At 61.3% G+C, this 13,945-nt stretch carries 13 protein-coding genes; 4 read left to right on the top strand and 9 right to left on the bottom strand.

What is annotated here, in order from left to right; all coding sequences use genetic code 11:
- Positions 1–59 precede the first annotated feature (59 nt).
- Both PH552_RS05370 and PH552_RS05375 read left to right on the top strand, forming a co-directional pair.
- Positions 60–992 (top strand): homocysteine S-methyltransferase family protein, encoded by a 933-nt coding sequence (locus PH552_RS05370; RefSeq protein ID WP_285165673.1) that lies wholly within the window; start codon positions 60–62, stop codon positions 990–992.
- A gap of 42 nt (positions 993–1,034) precedes the next feature.
- A complete protein-coding gene (locus PH552_RS05375) occupies positions 1,035–1,361 on the top strand; it encodes a hypothetical protein (RefSeq protein WP_285165674.1) in 327 nt (108 codons plus the stop codon).
- A gap of 73 nt (positions 1,362–1,434) precedes the next feature.
- Here PH552_RS05375 and PH552_RS05380 read toward each other — a convergent pair whose 3' ends face one another.
- From PH552_RS05380 to PH552_RS05420, 9 genes are all read right to left on the bottom strand, one after another.
- Positions 1,435–1,950, bottom strand: coding sequence for an invasion associated locus B family protein (locus tag PH552_RS05380; protein WP_285165736.1), 516 nt, complete (start codon positions 1,948–1,950; stop codon positions 1,435–1,437).
- 181 nt (positions 1,951–2,131) lie between these two features.
- Complete coding sequence (locus PH552_RS05385; RefSeq protein WP_285165675.1) at positions 2,132–2,605, bottom strand: DUF4189 domain-containing protein; 474 nt, start codon at positions 2,603–2,605, stop codon at positions 2,132–2,134.
- Positions 2,602–3,297, bottom strand: a complete 696-nt coding sequence (locus tag PH552_RS05390) for a hypothetical protein (protein WP_285165676.1) — start codon at positions 3,295–3,297, stop codon at positions 2,602–2,604. Before PH552_RS05390 ends, PH552_RS05385 begins: the two co-directional genes overlap by 4 nt.
- A 14-nt stretch (positions 3,298–3,311) precedes the next feature.
- The gene (locus PH552_RS05395) at positions 3,312–3,887 is read right to left on the bottom strand and encodes an invasion associated locus B family protein (protein ID WP_113251786.1); all 576 of its coding nucleotides are present in this window, start codon (positions 3,885–3,887) and stop codon (positions 3,312–3,314) included.
- Positions 3,888–3,895: 8 nt separating this feature from the next.
- A complete protein-coding gene (locus PH552_RS05400) occupies positions 3,896–8,878 on the bottom strand; it encodes a YadA-like family protein (RefSeq protein WP_285165677.1) in 4,983 nt (1,660 codons plus the stop codon).
- Complete coding sequence (locus PH552_RS05405) at positions 8,875–9,294, bottom strand: hypothetical protein (protein WP_285165678.1); 420 nt, start codon at positions 9,292–9,294, stop codon at positions 8,875–8,877. Before PH552_RS05405 ends, PH552_RS05400 begins: the two co-directional genes overlap by 4 nt.
- A 315-nt stretch (positions 9,295–9,609) precedes the next feature.
- Entirely contained in the window at positions 9,610–10,494 is an 885-nt protein-coding gene (locus tag PH552_RS05410; protein WP_483315468.1) for a helix-turn-helix domain-containing protein, read from the bottom strand.
- Between the two features lie 303 nt (positions 10,495–10,797).
- Positions 10,798–11,010 (bottom strand): hypothetical protein, encoded by a 213-nt coding sequence (locus PH552_RS05415; RefSeq protein WP_112343484.1) that lies wholly within the window; start codon positions 11,008–11,010, stop codon positions 10,798–10,800.
- Positions 11,011–11,385: 375 nt separating this feature from the next.
- On the bottom strand, positions 11,386–12,318 hold the full coding sequence (locus PH552_RS05420) for a LysR family transcriptional regulator (protein ID WP_285165681.1): 933 nt from the start codon (positions 12,316–12,318) through the stop codon (positions 11,386–11,388).
- 96 nt (positions 12,319–12,414) lie between these two features.
- On the opposite strand from PH552_RS05420, the gene PH552_RS05425 reads away from it, so the two are divergent.
- Together PH552_RS05425 and PH552_RS05430 are read left to right on the top strand one after the other, a co-directional pair.
- Positions 12,415–13,251 carry an NAD(P)H-dependent oxidoreductase gene (locus PH552_RS05425; RefSeq protein ID WP_285165682.1) on the top strand — a complete coding sequence of 279 codons (837 nt, stop codon included), beginning with the start codon at positions 12,415–12,417 and terminating at the stop codon, positions 13,249–13,251.
- Between the two features lie 317 nt (positions 13,252–13,568).
- Positions 13,569–13,853 (top strand): acylphosphatase, encoded by a 285-nt coding sequence (locus PH552_RS05430; RefSeq protein WP_145646150.1) that lies wholly within the window; start codon positions 13,569–13,571, stop codon positions 13,851–13,853.
- Positions 13,854–13,945 lie beyond the last annotated feature (92 nt).

Raw genomic sequence — 13,945 nt, forward strand, 5'->3', positions numbered from 1 at the left:
CACGAAGGAGGGGCCGCGCCGCACCTCTCCGCATGCCCGACCTTTCTGGAGATTCATTTATGAGCAAATTCCTGATCCTCGACGGCGGCATGAGCCGCGAACTCCTTCGTCTCGGCGCCGAGTTGAAGCAGCCGGAATGGTCGGCACTGGCGCTGATCAATTCGCCCGAGATAGTCCGACAGGTCCACGACGAATTCATCGCCGCCGGCTCGGACGTCGTAACTACCAACAGCTACGCGCTCGTGCCATTCCATATCGGTGAAGAGCGGTTCCGGGCCGACGGTGCCGCTCTGATTGCGCGTGCGGGACGATTGGCGCGCGCCGCCGCCGACGCCTGCAAGGACCGTAAGATCCTGGTTGCCGGCTCCCTGCCGCCGATCTTCGGTTCCTACGAGCCGCAGAATTTCGATCCGTCTCGGGTCCAGGATTATCTCAAGGTTCTGGTGGAAAATCTCGATCCTTACGTCGATGTCTGGCTCGGCGAAACCCTCAGCCTGATCGCCGAAGGAGAAGCCGTTCGCACCGCGGTTGCCGAAACCGGCAAGCCGTTCTGGATCTCCTTCACCCTGGCGGATGACGCCGCTCAGCGGAACGGCGCCTCTCCCGCGCTCCGTTCCGGGGAAAGGGTGGAGGATGGGGCTCGATGGGCCGCTTCGTCCGGTGCGGAAGCGCTTCTGTTCAATTGCAGCAAGCCGGAAGTCATGCGCGCGGCGGTCGATACGGCGGGAGAGGTCTTCAGGAGCAGCGGTTCGGCCCTGCAGATCGGCGTCTATGCCAATGCCTTCGAAGGGGAGCAGGGCGAATCCGCCGCCAATGAAGGCCTTCATGCCACCCGTGACGATCTGAACGATGACGCCTATTCGCGTTTCGCCTGTTCATGGGTCGATGCCGGCGCGACGATGGTCGGCGGCTGCTGCGGGATTGGCGCGGGACATATTCACCAGCTGAGGCGATCCCTGACGCATGCCGTTGAGGCGGCAGGCAATTCCTGACATATATGCACGCAGGCGACTTGCCGGCATGGATATCGCGTCATGAATGGATCAACACCGGAAAAAAGCAGGATGCGCGCACCCGCGGGCTCCGTTACCGGGCTTTGCTCGGCATCCGCGACCATGTTTGCAGTCGGGATGGCGTTCCTCGGCTATTGGGGCGTGTATGAACAGGGACCCTGGCATATCTCCGATTATTTCGTGGTGGTTTTAGCCATCATCGGATTTGCAGCGCTTGGCTGCGTGCCCTGGATCGTGACGACTCCCGTGGCGGAAGAAGAAGCGGAAAAAGTGGTCGAGGCCAGGCGAGCCTTGGCGCTGGGAATAGCCTTTATCTGGCTATCCGTCTGTATAGCGGTATTCGCCTGAGCAATTGTGGCGCCATAACGACGCGACGGCACAAGGAGCCTGACTCCAGTGCCGTCGCAAAGCCGGGACAATCTTATTTTTTCACACTCAAGGCGGCAATCCGATCGACCGCTGCCGAAAAGCCTTGCAGCGAGATTTGAAAACCGAGCGCATTGCCACCGTCGGCAACGACCTTGAGATTCAGGCGTGAACCGTTGCGCAATTTGGCAAGCGTCGCCGCGTCGAGCGGAAGCAAGGCAATGCAACCATTGGGCAGGCAGGTGCGAAAGCGCACCGGCTTCAACGGCGGCTGGTCATCGATATTCGGCGTCACGCCGGAGTCGAGAACGATGCCGAACGGCAGCAGAAGCGTCGCAAGCCCGCTGCCGTCGGGACGCATCTGTAATTCGACGGCAAGCAGCCGCTGACCATTCTGTTGGGTTTGATCCTGCGAAATCGTGCATACCGGCGCCTTGTCGCTTTGGCTGCATGCGACGCGCCAGTCCTGATAGGCCTCCTGCAGGCTTGAGGCACCGTTTGGTAGCGCCGATTGGGCAAAGGCCATGGACGCAACCGTCAAAGTGGCGCCCGCGCAGGCAAGGGTGAGCATCGCCCGAAACATGTGACCGACCGTGCGGGATGAAATGAACGTCGAAACTGGCAAAGGATGAGGTCTTTCTGCTTGGAGCAAAATATTTCCACGGCCGGCACCGCGGGGCATCAGGGGTATGCGTCATGCCGATGAGCGATGATCGCGAAATCCATGCTTTCGCGATCATGGCTGCGGATGGTTACGTGCACACCCACTCGCGGACTGCGCAGGAAGAGCCGGAGCGCTCGCATGCCTTCAGCGCGAGATCTTCGGCTTCCTTGCGCGTCGGTGCCGAATTCGCGCTCCATGGCGTTGCCCGTTCGCGTTTTTCCTTGCCGATGGCAAGCGCCCCGCAATGATTGTACGGAAAGCCGGTCTTATCGTCGTCATCCCAGTGCCGGTGATTGCGGAACACGCTGACGACGACGCAGCTCTTGCCCTTGTCGTGCTCGCAATGCTTGAGCGCGATATCCATGGCTTCCTGCCGTTTGTCGGCGCCCCAGAAGAAGCCGTATTTCTCGTCGGGCGCGGAATAGGCGATGGCCGCCCAGATGCCGCGTTCGTCCGGCGGAGGCGCCGGCGGCTGCTCGGTCGTAAAGAGATCGGCGGCCCCCAAATGGGTGGTGGAGACGAACAGCATGCCGATCACAGCAATGGCGGATCTCAATTTCATTTGGTGCCCCCTTGTTTTCCTGCTGCCGAAGCGACCGAAATGACGATGCAGCCGTTTCCGGTCGGCAGAAGCATCGCATCGCCGCCATCGCTGCCGAGTTCGTAGACTCCGACCTGCCCGAGATTGTTGACGAGCTTGCTTCCGTTCGGGAACTTGGCCGAAACTTCCGGGCAAGAGCCTGTGAACGGTGCCACGCGGACCATGGCGCCTTCGCAGCCGGATGCGACGGGTGCCGCGAATACGATGCCGGCGGCCGGGCCGCTATAACCCTGCGTGGCGTAGTCCATGCCGACGAGGGCCTGCACCGCATGCTTGTCGGCCGCCTGGTTGTTCCAGATCGATTGGACATTGTATTGCGTGCCGTTGGTCAGCAACTGTCCAAGCACCGGAAAGATGGTCGAGCAGGACTGCAGGCCGGCCTTTTTGGCGTGCTGCAGGAACGGCGTGTCCGGCAGCGCCGGATTGGCGTCGTTCGCCGCGGCGACGGCCGGCTGCGATAGAAGGTTCCCGATCAGGTCATAGCGGGCGACCGCATAGCCACCGGCGCCGGCAATGGCGATGGCAAGCAGCGAGAGAAGGGTCGCCTTCCGCCACCTCCGCCCCGGTTTCACCTGATCGTCGGCCACGGTCTGAATTGCGGCGTCGTTCTTGTTCCGGGACATGATGCGCTCGTGGATCGATTGCTGGGTCATTGAAAATCCGTCCGTCACTTTATCGCCTTCACGGCGGTAGAAAGGCCCTTGAGGTTCGCAGTCACGCTGATCGTCTGCCCATCCGCCGTCGGATAGGAGATCGCCGGCGCGGTACTCTTCGAAATCTGCTCGCGCAGGACAGGCCCGATCGGGAGCATGCCGACGCAAACCGTTTGGTTGCAGCCGTCGAGCTTGACTTGAATAGGCTCCTTGCGGCCCTCGAACTTCACCAGGATGCGTCCGTCGCTCTTGGCAACCGGGGCGGTGCGCAAGATCATGTAGGGCTCGCCTCCCTTGGTGGCGGCGAGCGACCAGCTGAACGCGATCTGTCCCCGCTCGTTCTCGATGATCTGAGTGACGTTGCAAACCCGCTGGCGGACCTTCAGGTTTTCATCGCAGATCAGGGTCCAGTTTTCGAACGGGCGAATGGTTCTCTGATATTCGCCAGGCTTCAACTCCGGAGGAACGACGACCTCGGAAGGTTTTATGCGATAGGTTGGGAGGGCAGCCTCCTGCCCGGCCGCGAACGGGCCGAACAGGAGGCTGCAAGCCATGAAAGCCGGGACGCCGAGAAGCGCTCCTTTCAGCATGACGTGGCTCAGTTCAAAGTGAAGCTGAGACCAGCACCGACGCCCACCTGGCCGCCAGCCGCCGTACCCGACAGGTTGCCGCGGATGCGCCCGTCTTCGCTGGTATAGCCCGCACCGAAGGCGAGAGCGCCTTCACCCCGCCAGACGCCACCGCCGACAGCCACGCTCAGCTTGCCGGGGCGGTCGTCATAGCGAAGCGATGCCGCGGCAAGCCCAATCGCGGCCGCCTGTCTTGCTTCCGACCGCACGTCTCCGAGCTCCCTGTTCAGTTGCCCGAACTTCTGGTCCGTATAGTTGTTGGCCGAGGCCAGCGTCGTGGCGACAGCGTTATCTGTATAGGACTTGCCCTGGTTGAAGCTGTCGGTCAGCTGAGCGACATTGACGGCATCCGTCGAAGCGACACCCTTGCCGACATTGGAGATGACCACCGGTGCATTGACGTCGCCGCCCTGCAGCGTGATGCTGTTCTTCTTGCTGCCATCGGCATTGAGGTCATAGGTGACGGCATTCTTGGTAATCGTCCCGACACCGGTCTGCAGGCTGTTGATCGCCGAATTCGTCGCGGCGAGCTGCGAGCCGTTGATGGCGTCGGTGCTGTCGGACGAAATGCGGCCGGCCGCGACGTTCGTGATGGTTCTTTCAGACCCTGCAGCTCCAACACTCACAGTTCCCACAGGCGTGGTGCCGGCAAAGTCGTAGTGCTGGCCCTGAAGGTCCGTACCGGATGTGCCGACGGCTGCCTGCGTTGACGAACCGGAGCCCAAGGCCACATCATTGGCATTGTTGGCCTGCGCGCCCTGACCGAGGGCGACCGCACCCGTGCCTGCCGCTGCCGCGCCGTTGCCGGCCGCCAGGCTGCTTGCGCCGGTGGCGACACTCTGCGGACCGATCGCAACGCTGTCGGTGCCGCTGGCAGCGGAATCGGCGAGCGTCGAGTTGGCGTGGAAATATTTGATGCCGCCGCCATTGTTGATGTTGGTCAGCGTGTTGTTCACCGCACCGAACGCATCGTAAACCGTGGTGTAGTTGTTGCCCTGGATATTATAGGTCGGGCCGGTGACCGTGCCGTCCGGATTGACGGTCGTGCCGCCGCCGATCAGGTTGGTGATGTTGGTGCCGAGACCCTTGAGCTGGCTGACATTGACGGCATCCGTATCGGCCGAACCGGCTGCCAGATTGGTCAGCTTACGCTCCGAACCGGCCGAGCCGATCGACACTTCGCCGACGGAGGTTTGCGGGCTCGTAAGCGCAAAGCCGGTATAGCCGGCCTGAGCGCCCACACTCGTCACGGATTGCGCGCCGAGAGCGACGCTGTTGATGTTGTTGGCCTGCGCGCCGGCGCCCAATGCGACCGATTGGATTCCTCCAGCCACCGAGTTCGTACCAAGGGCGACGCCGTCGGCCAGCATGACATGGGCATTCTGGCCGATGGCCGTGCCGCCGGGCGCGACCTGGTCGACGACCGCGCCATTGCCGATGCCGATGCCGTTGTCACCATTGACGACAGTCGTCGGGCCGACAGCCACCGACTCTGCGCCGACGGCAAGCGAGTCGCCGGCCGCCGAGTTCGCATGGAAGTACTTGCTCGGCGTCGCTGCGACCGAAGCAATGGCACCCTGCAACTGGCGAACCGTGACGGCATCCTGCGCGCTGCTACCGTCAGCCACATTGGTGATCTGGCGATAGGAGGTGCTCGAACCGACTGAGACAGCGCCCAGCAGGGTCTTGTCCGTCGTGTTGTACTGGATGAAGTTCGTCGGACCCGCGGGCAACTGGCCGGAGGCGGGAGCCAGAACGCGATCGGCAACCGATCCCGAACCAAGCGCCACGCCGCCGACGATGGTCGACTGGCTGTTCATGCCAAGCGCGAGCGCATTGTCGGCGGTCGAGGTGGCGTTATAGCCGACCGCCGTGGAGCCGATCCCTTGAGCGGAGGAGTCGCTGACGGCAAGGGTCCTGTCGTTGGTGCGCACATAGCGGATGCCATCGCCGTTTGCATCGGTGTAGGTCGTCGATGTGTCGCCGGCGATGTTGTTGATCGTATTGCCGAGATTGGTCAGGTTGCCGTTGATGGTGGTGATGTCGGTGGAGTTCTGCGTCACCTGCTGGTTGGTGGCAAAGAGCTGCGAGCCGTTGACCGCATCGGTCGAACCATTGTTCAGGCGGCCCGCCGCGACGTTGGTGATGGTGCGCTCGGCACCGACAGCGCCGACGCTGACCGTCGAAGCCGGTGTCGTGCCGGCAAAGTTGTAGGTGGTGGTGCCGATCACCGTGCTGGCGGTGCCGACCGCAACGTCGGTTACCGAGCCAGAGCCGAGCGCCACGGCGCCTGCGTTGCCGGCGGTAGCGTTGACGCCCAGCGCGAGTGCATCCGCGGCACTGGCATTCGCTTGTTTGCCGAGAGCGGTCGCTTGAGCGGCCGTGGCAAAGGCATTTTGGCCAACCGCGGTACTGGAGATGGCTGTCGCTTGGGCATTGGGGCCGATGGCCGTGCTGTAGTCACCCGTGGCCTGGGATATGTATCCAAACGCCGCCGCGTCGAGGCCGGAAGCGGTCGCACTGTTGCCGGCCGCGATGGCATTCGCTCCTGCCGCAGTCGAGAGAGGTCCGATCGCGACCGATTCCGCGCCCGTTGCCGACGAGTCCGCTGCCGTCGAGTTGGCATGGAAATATTTGATGCCGCCGCCGGTGGTGATGTTGTTGATCGCGGTCGTGTTGATGTCGACCTGCTGGTTGGTCGCAAAGAGCTGCGAGCCGTTGACGGCATCAGTCGAACCGTTATTGAGCCGGCCCGCCGCGACATTGGTGATGGTGCGTTCGGCACCTGGCGCGCCGACGCTGACCGTCGAGGTCGGTGTCGTGCCGGCGAAGTTATAGGTATTGCCGCCGATCACCGCGCTCGCGGTGCCGACTGCTACGTCGGTCACTGAGCCCGAACCGAGCGCTACGTCGCCGGAACTCGCCGTCGCCGTTGCGCCGTTACCCAAGGCGATATTGCCGACGAAGCCGGAAGCACCGGCGGTGGAACCGTTGCCGAGCGCGACCGAGCCCTGGCCGATCGCCTTGTTGTTGTTGCCGATCGCGACTGCGCCGGCCGCCTGGTTGGCGGCGCTGGCACTCGCCGTGCCATCGCTGTTGGCGATGTTGTTGGCGCCGCCGGTGAAGGCGCCGGCGCCGCTCGCATAGCTCGGATCGCCGATCGCGACCGCGCCGTCGCCGTAAGCGGAATTGCCGAAGCCGATCGCGACGGCCTGACCGCCATCGGCGATCGCGCCCGTGCCGATGGCGACGGAATCGTCGCTGAGCGAGCCAGCGGCGGTGCCGATGGCGATCCCGTTCACGCCTTGTGACACCGCGCTCGAACCGATCGCGGTCGAAGCTGCTGCTGTCGCGACGGCCGACGTGCCAATGGCAGTCGAGTCATCTCCTCCGGCATTGGCAATACGGCCAGCGGCGAACGCACGGTTGCCAGCGGCCTTGGCTTCAGAACCAATCGCGGACGAGTGCGCTCCCGTTGCGCTGGCCTGGAAGCCTACCGCTGCCGAATTGTCGGCGCTGGCGACCGTGCCGATGCCGAGCGCGGTACTGCCGACTCCGCCGGCATTGGCGCTGACGCCGGCAGCGAGAGAATTGTTTCCGGTCGCCTGCGTTCCAGAACCGTACGAGGAGGCGTTTGTGCCGCTGGCAACAGCCTGGCGTCCCGTGGCGGTGGAATTGTCGCCGCTGGCGCTGGCACCGGCGCCCGTGGCAACCGATAAGACACCTGCGGCATTTGCATTGTTGCCGAGCGCGACGCTGGACGTCCCGGTGGCGGCAACGGTTGCGCCCGAGCCTATCGCAACGGCACCGCCGCCAGCGAGCGTCTGCGCCTGGTTACCCAAGGCAACCCCAAAAGCTCCTGAGGCAACGGAGCTGGAGCCAGCGGCGACCGAATTGATTCCGGATGCTGCGGCTTGCTTGCCAAGCGCAAGGGCACTGTCAGCACTGGCGACGGAGCCCCAGCCTCCGGAAAATGCATAGCTGCCGGTGGCGCCGGCGCTGACGCCGACCGCGGTGGAGTTCCCTCCCGAAGCAGTGGAGAAGGTGCCTAGCGCGCTGGCCCCGGCTGCGGTGGCCTTAGCCTGTACGCCGAGCGCTACGGAATTGACGTTATTTGAGACCGTGCCTTGGCCGAGAGCCATCGCGCCGCCTGTACCCGTGGCCGACGCATTCAGGCCGAGAGCCACACCGTATTGGGTCGACGAAACGGACTGGCGTCCTATCGCAATGGCGTCGGCTTGGGATGCCGTAACATCCGTGCCGATGGCGACGGTGCTCTGCGCGAGAGCGCCCGATGTTGTGACGGTGCGCGAGCCGAGATAGACGGAGTTCAATGTGGTGGCCTTCGCCTGGAAGCCGAGAGCAATGGCATTCTGAGCGCTAGAGGCCGCGCCACTGCCGCTGGCAAGAGAATCCAACCCCGACGCAACGGTGTTTGCGCCGAAAGCGCTAGCGCGCAGTCCGCTCGCATTAGCGGCGGCACCGACGGCGGTCGAATTCACCCCGGTCGCCGTGGCTCCTGGTCCTACGGCGACAGCATCTACATCTTGGGCTTGCGCATCGACGCCGATCGCAACTGAATTATTCCCGTTGGAAATCGCTCGGCAGCCGATGGCCATGCCACCTGTCGTCGCCCCGACGGTGGCGGTGTATCCAACGCAACCGATCGAGAGGCCATTGGCTCCGGTCGCAGTGCCATTGCCCGCTGTATAGTTGCCGCCTACTTGGCCAAATGCCTGAGGCGCAATCATCAGCCCCAAGGCGCCGAAAATAGCCCCAATCGCACCGATACTCCGATTTTTACGACGCATCCCAAGAACGCGCGATGACATCCGCAGCGCAGCCATCACGCGGCGACGCTGCGAACGATCGCTACCCCTGACCGGCGCAGGGTCTTTGACAAATCCGTCACGAGATTCAGTCTGCAGGCGTTCCCCAACGTATTCCCTCATGCTGCCTTATCCTCGCTGTTGACTGGACGACTAGGCGCGCCCGAAACCGCATCGGCGGCCGCGTCGTCATTGAAATTCCGCATGTCCAGAAGTGTCTGCCCCATCCTGGCGCTTTGGCTTTCGAGCTGTTCGCGCAGGCTCTCGACCCACGGCTCCGTCGGCGCTGGGACTGTATGCAATGCAGCATGCGCCCGATCGGGAGGGAGCTTCATCGCCACCAGGGCGCGGCAGACATCGAAATGAAACGATGGTCCCCCTTCCCCATAGGCCGGGGAGGTCAAACCAAGGACCAGGCAGGCAAATAGATAATCAAGTTCCGCCTCGGTCAGGCGGTTGGCATATCGCTGCTGCAAGGCAGACCAGGCTGCCTCGACTTTCGGAGCAAAGATTTCAAATTCAGGGAATTGAATGTCCATACAGCACCGGTTCGTTACCGTCTGTGACCATGCCCTTATTTTCGCGGAAGCGTATTTTAGAAAATTCCGGATTTTTTTTAGAAAATTACGGTTTTTTGCACGCTCGGTTGCAGGTGTAGCCGCTTTGCCACACGTACCGCAGGCTGTTGCGCATGAGCGCCGGGGATCGCCGGGCCATGCATGCCAGGCGGGAATATCTCAGCTCCAGGCAGCCTCTATCCCCCCGACATATCAGAGAGATAAAGCATTTGCTGAAATGGAAAATCGACTGCGGCAGGCCCGAGCGAGGCTTCGAGCGCCCGTGCTCCGCCACGCCTATCGCGCGAAGCGGAACTCCATCGGCGTTTTTCCGCGATATCTCTTCATGGTTGTCGCCAGGTGGCTTTGATCCGAGAAGCCGGTGACGAAGGCGATTTCCGCAATGGAGATCTCACCCGCCGCGAGCAGCTCTTCCGCCCTGTCCAGGCGTAGATTGATGAGATAGCGGTGCGGCGGCATGCCGAAGGTCTTGGCAAACCGCACGATGAAGTGATTGGGCGAAATGCCGGCGACAGCAGCAAGCTCCGCGACATGTACCTTTTCGGTAAAGTGCTCACGAAGATATTCCTGCACGCGCCGAGCGCTTTTGGCGGAAAGCCCGCCTTTTGGCGAAGGAAGCTGTGTCATGCGGCTTGTATAGGTGCGAAGCAGATGTGTGCTGAATAGCGTAACCAATGAATCCAGATAGAGTTCATTCGAAGGTGCTTTCCTCGTTAACTCGACAGAGATTCTCTGCGCTATGCCGAGGGCCAATGGATCGACGGTGCCGAAATCAGGCGGCTGGAGTTCCACATTGCCAAGATCGAACTCCTGGAGCGCCAGCTCGGACAGAACCTCAGGAGGAATGGCGACGACAAGATTTGACCTGGTTTCGGTCCAGGCAAGGGTACTGTCCACCCCGGCGGGATTGACCACCAGACAGCCGGTCGGCGCATCGTATTGCGTGATCCGGTCGCTGCCGAGAGAGGCTCGCAGGCCGCGCGAGGGCGCCAGCACGATTGCCACCGCGTGTTCCCTGGCAACCCAGGTCTGCGATCCGGGATTGCGAACCGAATTGATAACGCTCCCCCGCATGGAGGCTCTTCTCGGTCCCGCACTCTCAGGGATTATGTCGAATACATATCGATCGGCCCGCTCCAGGGCCTCACCCGCAAATCTCATTATGCATCGCCCGCCCCTGACGAAATTTCACTTGCACGCGAAGCAGGCAAGGCAACAATCATCGATTGCAATCGCAATCCCCCAAGCCTGCCCGCTCCACGCTGCTGCCTACCAGCTATAGCGCGAAATTAAATAGTATAAATTACTGAGTTTTGAAGGGGAAATATTCACATGGTAAAGAAAGACTAAGGCGCTAGAGCGCATCATTGATTAGCCGGATCGAATGGATCCGGCACAATTCAACAGAGGGCTGTTGTCAGGCTATATCTTATTTCGCGCCCGAGTGGAAAAGCGATCATCGCACTATTGCGGCGGCTGAAGATCGCCCCGGCGCTTTTCATAGAGATCCCACGCGATATCCGCCATCGCCAGAAGGACGTCTTTCTCGTCCCATCCAGCTGCGACCGCGGCACGGACAATTTCACTAACGATGGGCTGCAATTGGCGTTGGCACTCGTTCGAAATGTCCTCAGAGCCGTTTCCTCGAGGTGGCTCGCTAAAATTGAATTCGACCATTATCACTCTCACCGGATTACTATATGTCAGCTATCATATTCCTGATATAAAATAAATCCGTAAGAACGCTTAAAGATGTTCGCAAGGCTAGTCCTCGATCACACTACGACTCTGTTGCGATCAATCCGACCTTGATCACTGTAACCGTCATCATACCACTAGGAAACTCACGGGTTACCGGGCGATAGTTACCAGAAAAATGGGAAACTATTCTATCATTGGGACAGGATCGTGGCACGACGCACAGCAGCATGTATCCAATTGGTGAATTACCGACGCCGATCGGAAAACAAAAATTTCCGCCATGAATTCCGGCATGGGTTTCGGTTTGAAATTCGGCAAGTCCGCAGGTGATCCATTGTCGGAACGGGCCGGCTAATTCTCCGCCCGGGAGCGCCTTATGCCCGGAATGCGCGGCAACTCCTCCGCCAGAAACTCCACAAGCAGCCTGACGCGCGCAATACTGGCCCGTTCCGGCGCAATAAGCATGTTCAACGGCACGGCCGGCGGCGCATGGTCGGGCAGAATCGTTTCGAGGCGGCCGTCCGCGAGAAGATCGTCCACCAGCCAGATATGGGCCGGACCGAAGCCGCGAGCGGCCGCAAAAGCTTCGCGCGCGGCAAGTCCATGATCGAACTGGAGCCTTCCGCCGAACGGCACGACGTAGCGCTTGTCCCCCGCCCGTTCGAGCACGAGATCTTCGCTGCCGGCAATGTTCGACATGCGCACACCCTCATGACCCTTGAGTTCCTCGGGTGACGTCGGCCGGCCGTGTCTTGCCAGATAGGCGGGAGAAGCAACGAGAACGCGCTGGCTCTGGCCGATCGCCCGCAGCTTCATGGAACTGTCGGCAAGCGGGCCGAGGCGCAGCGCGATATCCACACCCTCGCGGATAAGATCGATGCGCTCGTCGGTCAGGCTGAGATCGACCGCGATCTCCGGATAGCGGTCCTGAAAGGCGAAGATCAATCGGCTGACGTGCCGGACGCCCAGCGCTGCCGTGCAGGAGATGCGAACCGTGCCGGCATGGGCGCCCTGTGCGCTTCGCGCCTCATCGGTCGCCTGTTCCACGAGGCGCAGGATTTGCACGACATTGGCATAGTAGCGGCTGCCTTCCTCCGTCAGCGTGACGCGGCGGGTCGTGCGGCTCAAGAGCGCCACGCCCAAGGCTTCCTCGAGCTCGCGCACATGTCGCGTGATGCTCGACTGGCCGACGTTCAGCTCGCGTGCCACGACCGAAAGGTTGCCGCGCTCGGCGACGCGGACAAAGGTGCGGATGCGCTCGAGCGTGATATCGGATCTATCCATTATTCGGCATTATCTTATTCATATCCTACATATAACGCATCAGTCGGGCAGGGTCTATCTTTGGATAAAACCAACGCCAACAGATAGGTGCTCATCATGAATGTACTCATCGTCTTCGCCCATCCCGAACCGAAATCCCTTTCGGCATCGCTGCGCGATGTCGCCATCAAGGAATTGGAGGCAGCCGGACATACGGTTCAGGTTTCCGACCTCTATGCCATGGGGTGGAAATCCGAGATCGATCGCGCCGACTTTCCTGTCCTGGGGCCGGACGAACGGCTTCTGCCCGTTTTGGCCTCCAAACATGCGTTCGAAAGCGGCACGCTGACGGCCGATGTCAAGGCAGAGATGGAGAAGCTTCTCTGGGCCGATATGTTGATCCTGCAGTTTCCTCTCTGGTGGTTCACCATGCCCGCCATCCTGAAAGGCTGGGTCGATCGCGTGTTCGCATATGGCTTCGCCTATGGCGTCGGCGAACACAGCGACAAGCGGTGGGGCGATCGCTATGGCGAGGGAACCCTGGCCGGCAAGCGAGCCATGTTGATCGTCACCGCCGGCGGCTGGGAGGAACATTATTCCCCGCGCGGAATCAACGGCGCCATCGATGACCTGCTCTTCCCGACCAACCACGGCATTCTTTATTATCCAGGCTATGACGTGCTGCCGCCCTTCGTGGTCTACAGTACCGATCGCTTCAACGAACAACGCTTTGAAGCCGCCGCCGAAAGCCTGTGCGAGCGGATGCGGACCCTCGAGACAACGCGTCCCATTCCTTACCGGCGGCAAAATGGCGGGGATTACCATATTCCGACCATGCAGCTCCGTGCGGAGCTGGGCGCTTCGGCAACATCGGCTTTTGCGCTTCACCTCAAAGAGGCGGCAGACGCGGAACCGGATTTCCAGCACTCCATCCCGTCGCTTGCGCGCCGGTGATCCCCGGCCACGCTACCCGAAGCTGATCCCTGGGCCGGTCCATCGGGCCTGTCGCGGGGCCAGCCCAGGGCTATTGCATATGAATGAAGCCGTCGCCGCACATTCCCTTCTCCCCAGTGGGGAGAAGGAGATTCCGGTGCTCATCCGCCCATATGCGATCGCCCAGCTGGGCAAGGTGCGCCGGCAGAACGGCGGGCCAGGGATTTGACTTAAAGGCCGGCAAGGTCGAAGAATGCTGTTATCGGCCTACTTGAGCCTTTCAAAAATTCGCCGGACGGCTATCAAGTCTCACCAGTTTGAAATAAGGACATTGACGGATGCAGGCGCGGCAGGGTGAGGTTCGAGAACGCATGACGATCCTGGGCGACGTCGACTCGACCTCATTCGTCCCATGGATCCGCCGCCACGCCGATAAGCTTGGGCTTTCCCAGACATTCTTCCATTCCGGCGCGGACAGGATCGAGCTTGAGGTTGCCGGGCCCGTGGAATTGATCGACATGCTGGAAATGGGTTGCTCGCTCGGCCCGATCGACGTCTGGGTCGAGGAGATTCAGCGCAGGATCATGGATGATCGGGAAACACCGCATCTTAGGAATTCCTGATCTATTGCCTTTTATTTAATCATTGTTGCCAATGCGAATTGTTTATGCAAAACCTTTAAAAGCTACGGGGATGCAGGCATCAGTGCCTGCCT

Origin of the sequence: Rhizobium aureum, assembly GCF_030182495.1 — a bacterium.
Classification (GTDB): Bacteria; Pseudomonadota; Alphaproteobacteria; order Rhizobiales; family Rhizobiaceae; genus Rhizobium; species Rhizobium tropici_C.

Excerpts from the sequence above, each read along its gene's own strand:
- PH552_RS05370 (WP_285165673.1), top strand. The coding sequence starts at position 60 with ATGAGCAAATTCCTGATCCTCGACGGCGGCATGAGCCGCGAACTCCTT.
- PH552_RS05375 (WP_285165674.1), top strand. The coding sequence starts at position 1,035 with ATGAATGGATCAACACCGGAAAAAAGCAGGATGCGCGCACCCGCGGGC.
- PH552_RS05380 (WP_285165736.1), bottom strand. The coding sequence starts at position 1,950 with ATGCTCACCCTTGCCTGCGCGGGCGCCACTTTGACGGTTGCGTCCATG.
- PH552_RS05385 (WP_285165675.1), bottom strand. The coding sequence starts at position 2,605 with ATGAAATTGAGATCCGCCATTGCTGTGATCGGCATGCTGTTCGTCTCC.
- PH552_RS05390 (WP_285165676.1), bottom strand. The coding sequence starts at position 3,297 with ATGACCCAGCAATCGATCCACGAGCGCATCATGTCCCGGAACAAGAAC.
- PH552_RS05395 (WP_113251786.1), bottom strand. The coding sequence starts at position 3,887 with ATGCTGAAAGGAGCGCTTCTCGGCGTCCCGGCTTTCATGGCTTGCAGC.
- PH552_RS05400 (WP_285165677.1), bottom strand. The coding sequence starts at position 8,878 with ATGAGGGAATACGTTGGGGAACGCCTGCAGACTGAATCTCGTGACGGA.
- PH552_RS05405 (WP_285165678.1), bottom strand. The coding sequence starts at position 9,294 with ATGGACATTCAATTCCCTGAATTTGAAATCTTTGCTCCGAAAGTCGAG.
- PH552_RS05410 (WP_483315468.1), bottom strand. The coding sequence starts at position 10,494 with ATGAGATTTGCGGGTGAGGCCCTGGAGCGGGCCGATCGATATGTATTC.
- PH552_RS05415 (WP_112343484.1), bottom strand. The coding sequence starts at position 11,010 with ATGGTCGAATTCAATTTTAGCGAGCCACCTCGAGGAAACGGCTCTGAG.
- PH552_RS05420 (WP_285165681.1), bottom strand. The coding sequence starts at position 12,318 with ATGGATAGATCCGATATCACGCTCGAGCGCATCCGCACCTTTGTCCGC.
- PH552_RS05425 (WP_285165682.1), top strand. The coding sequence starts at position 12,415 with ATGAATGTACTCATCGTCTTCGCCCATCCCGAACCGAAATCCCTTTCG.
- PH552_RS05430 (WP_145646150.1), top strand. The coding sequence starts at position 13,569 with ATGCAGGCGCGGCAGGGTGAGGTTCGAGAACGCATGACGATCCTGGGC.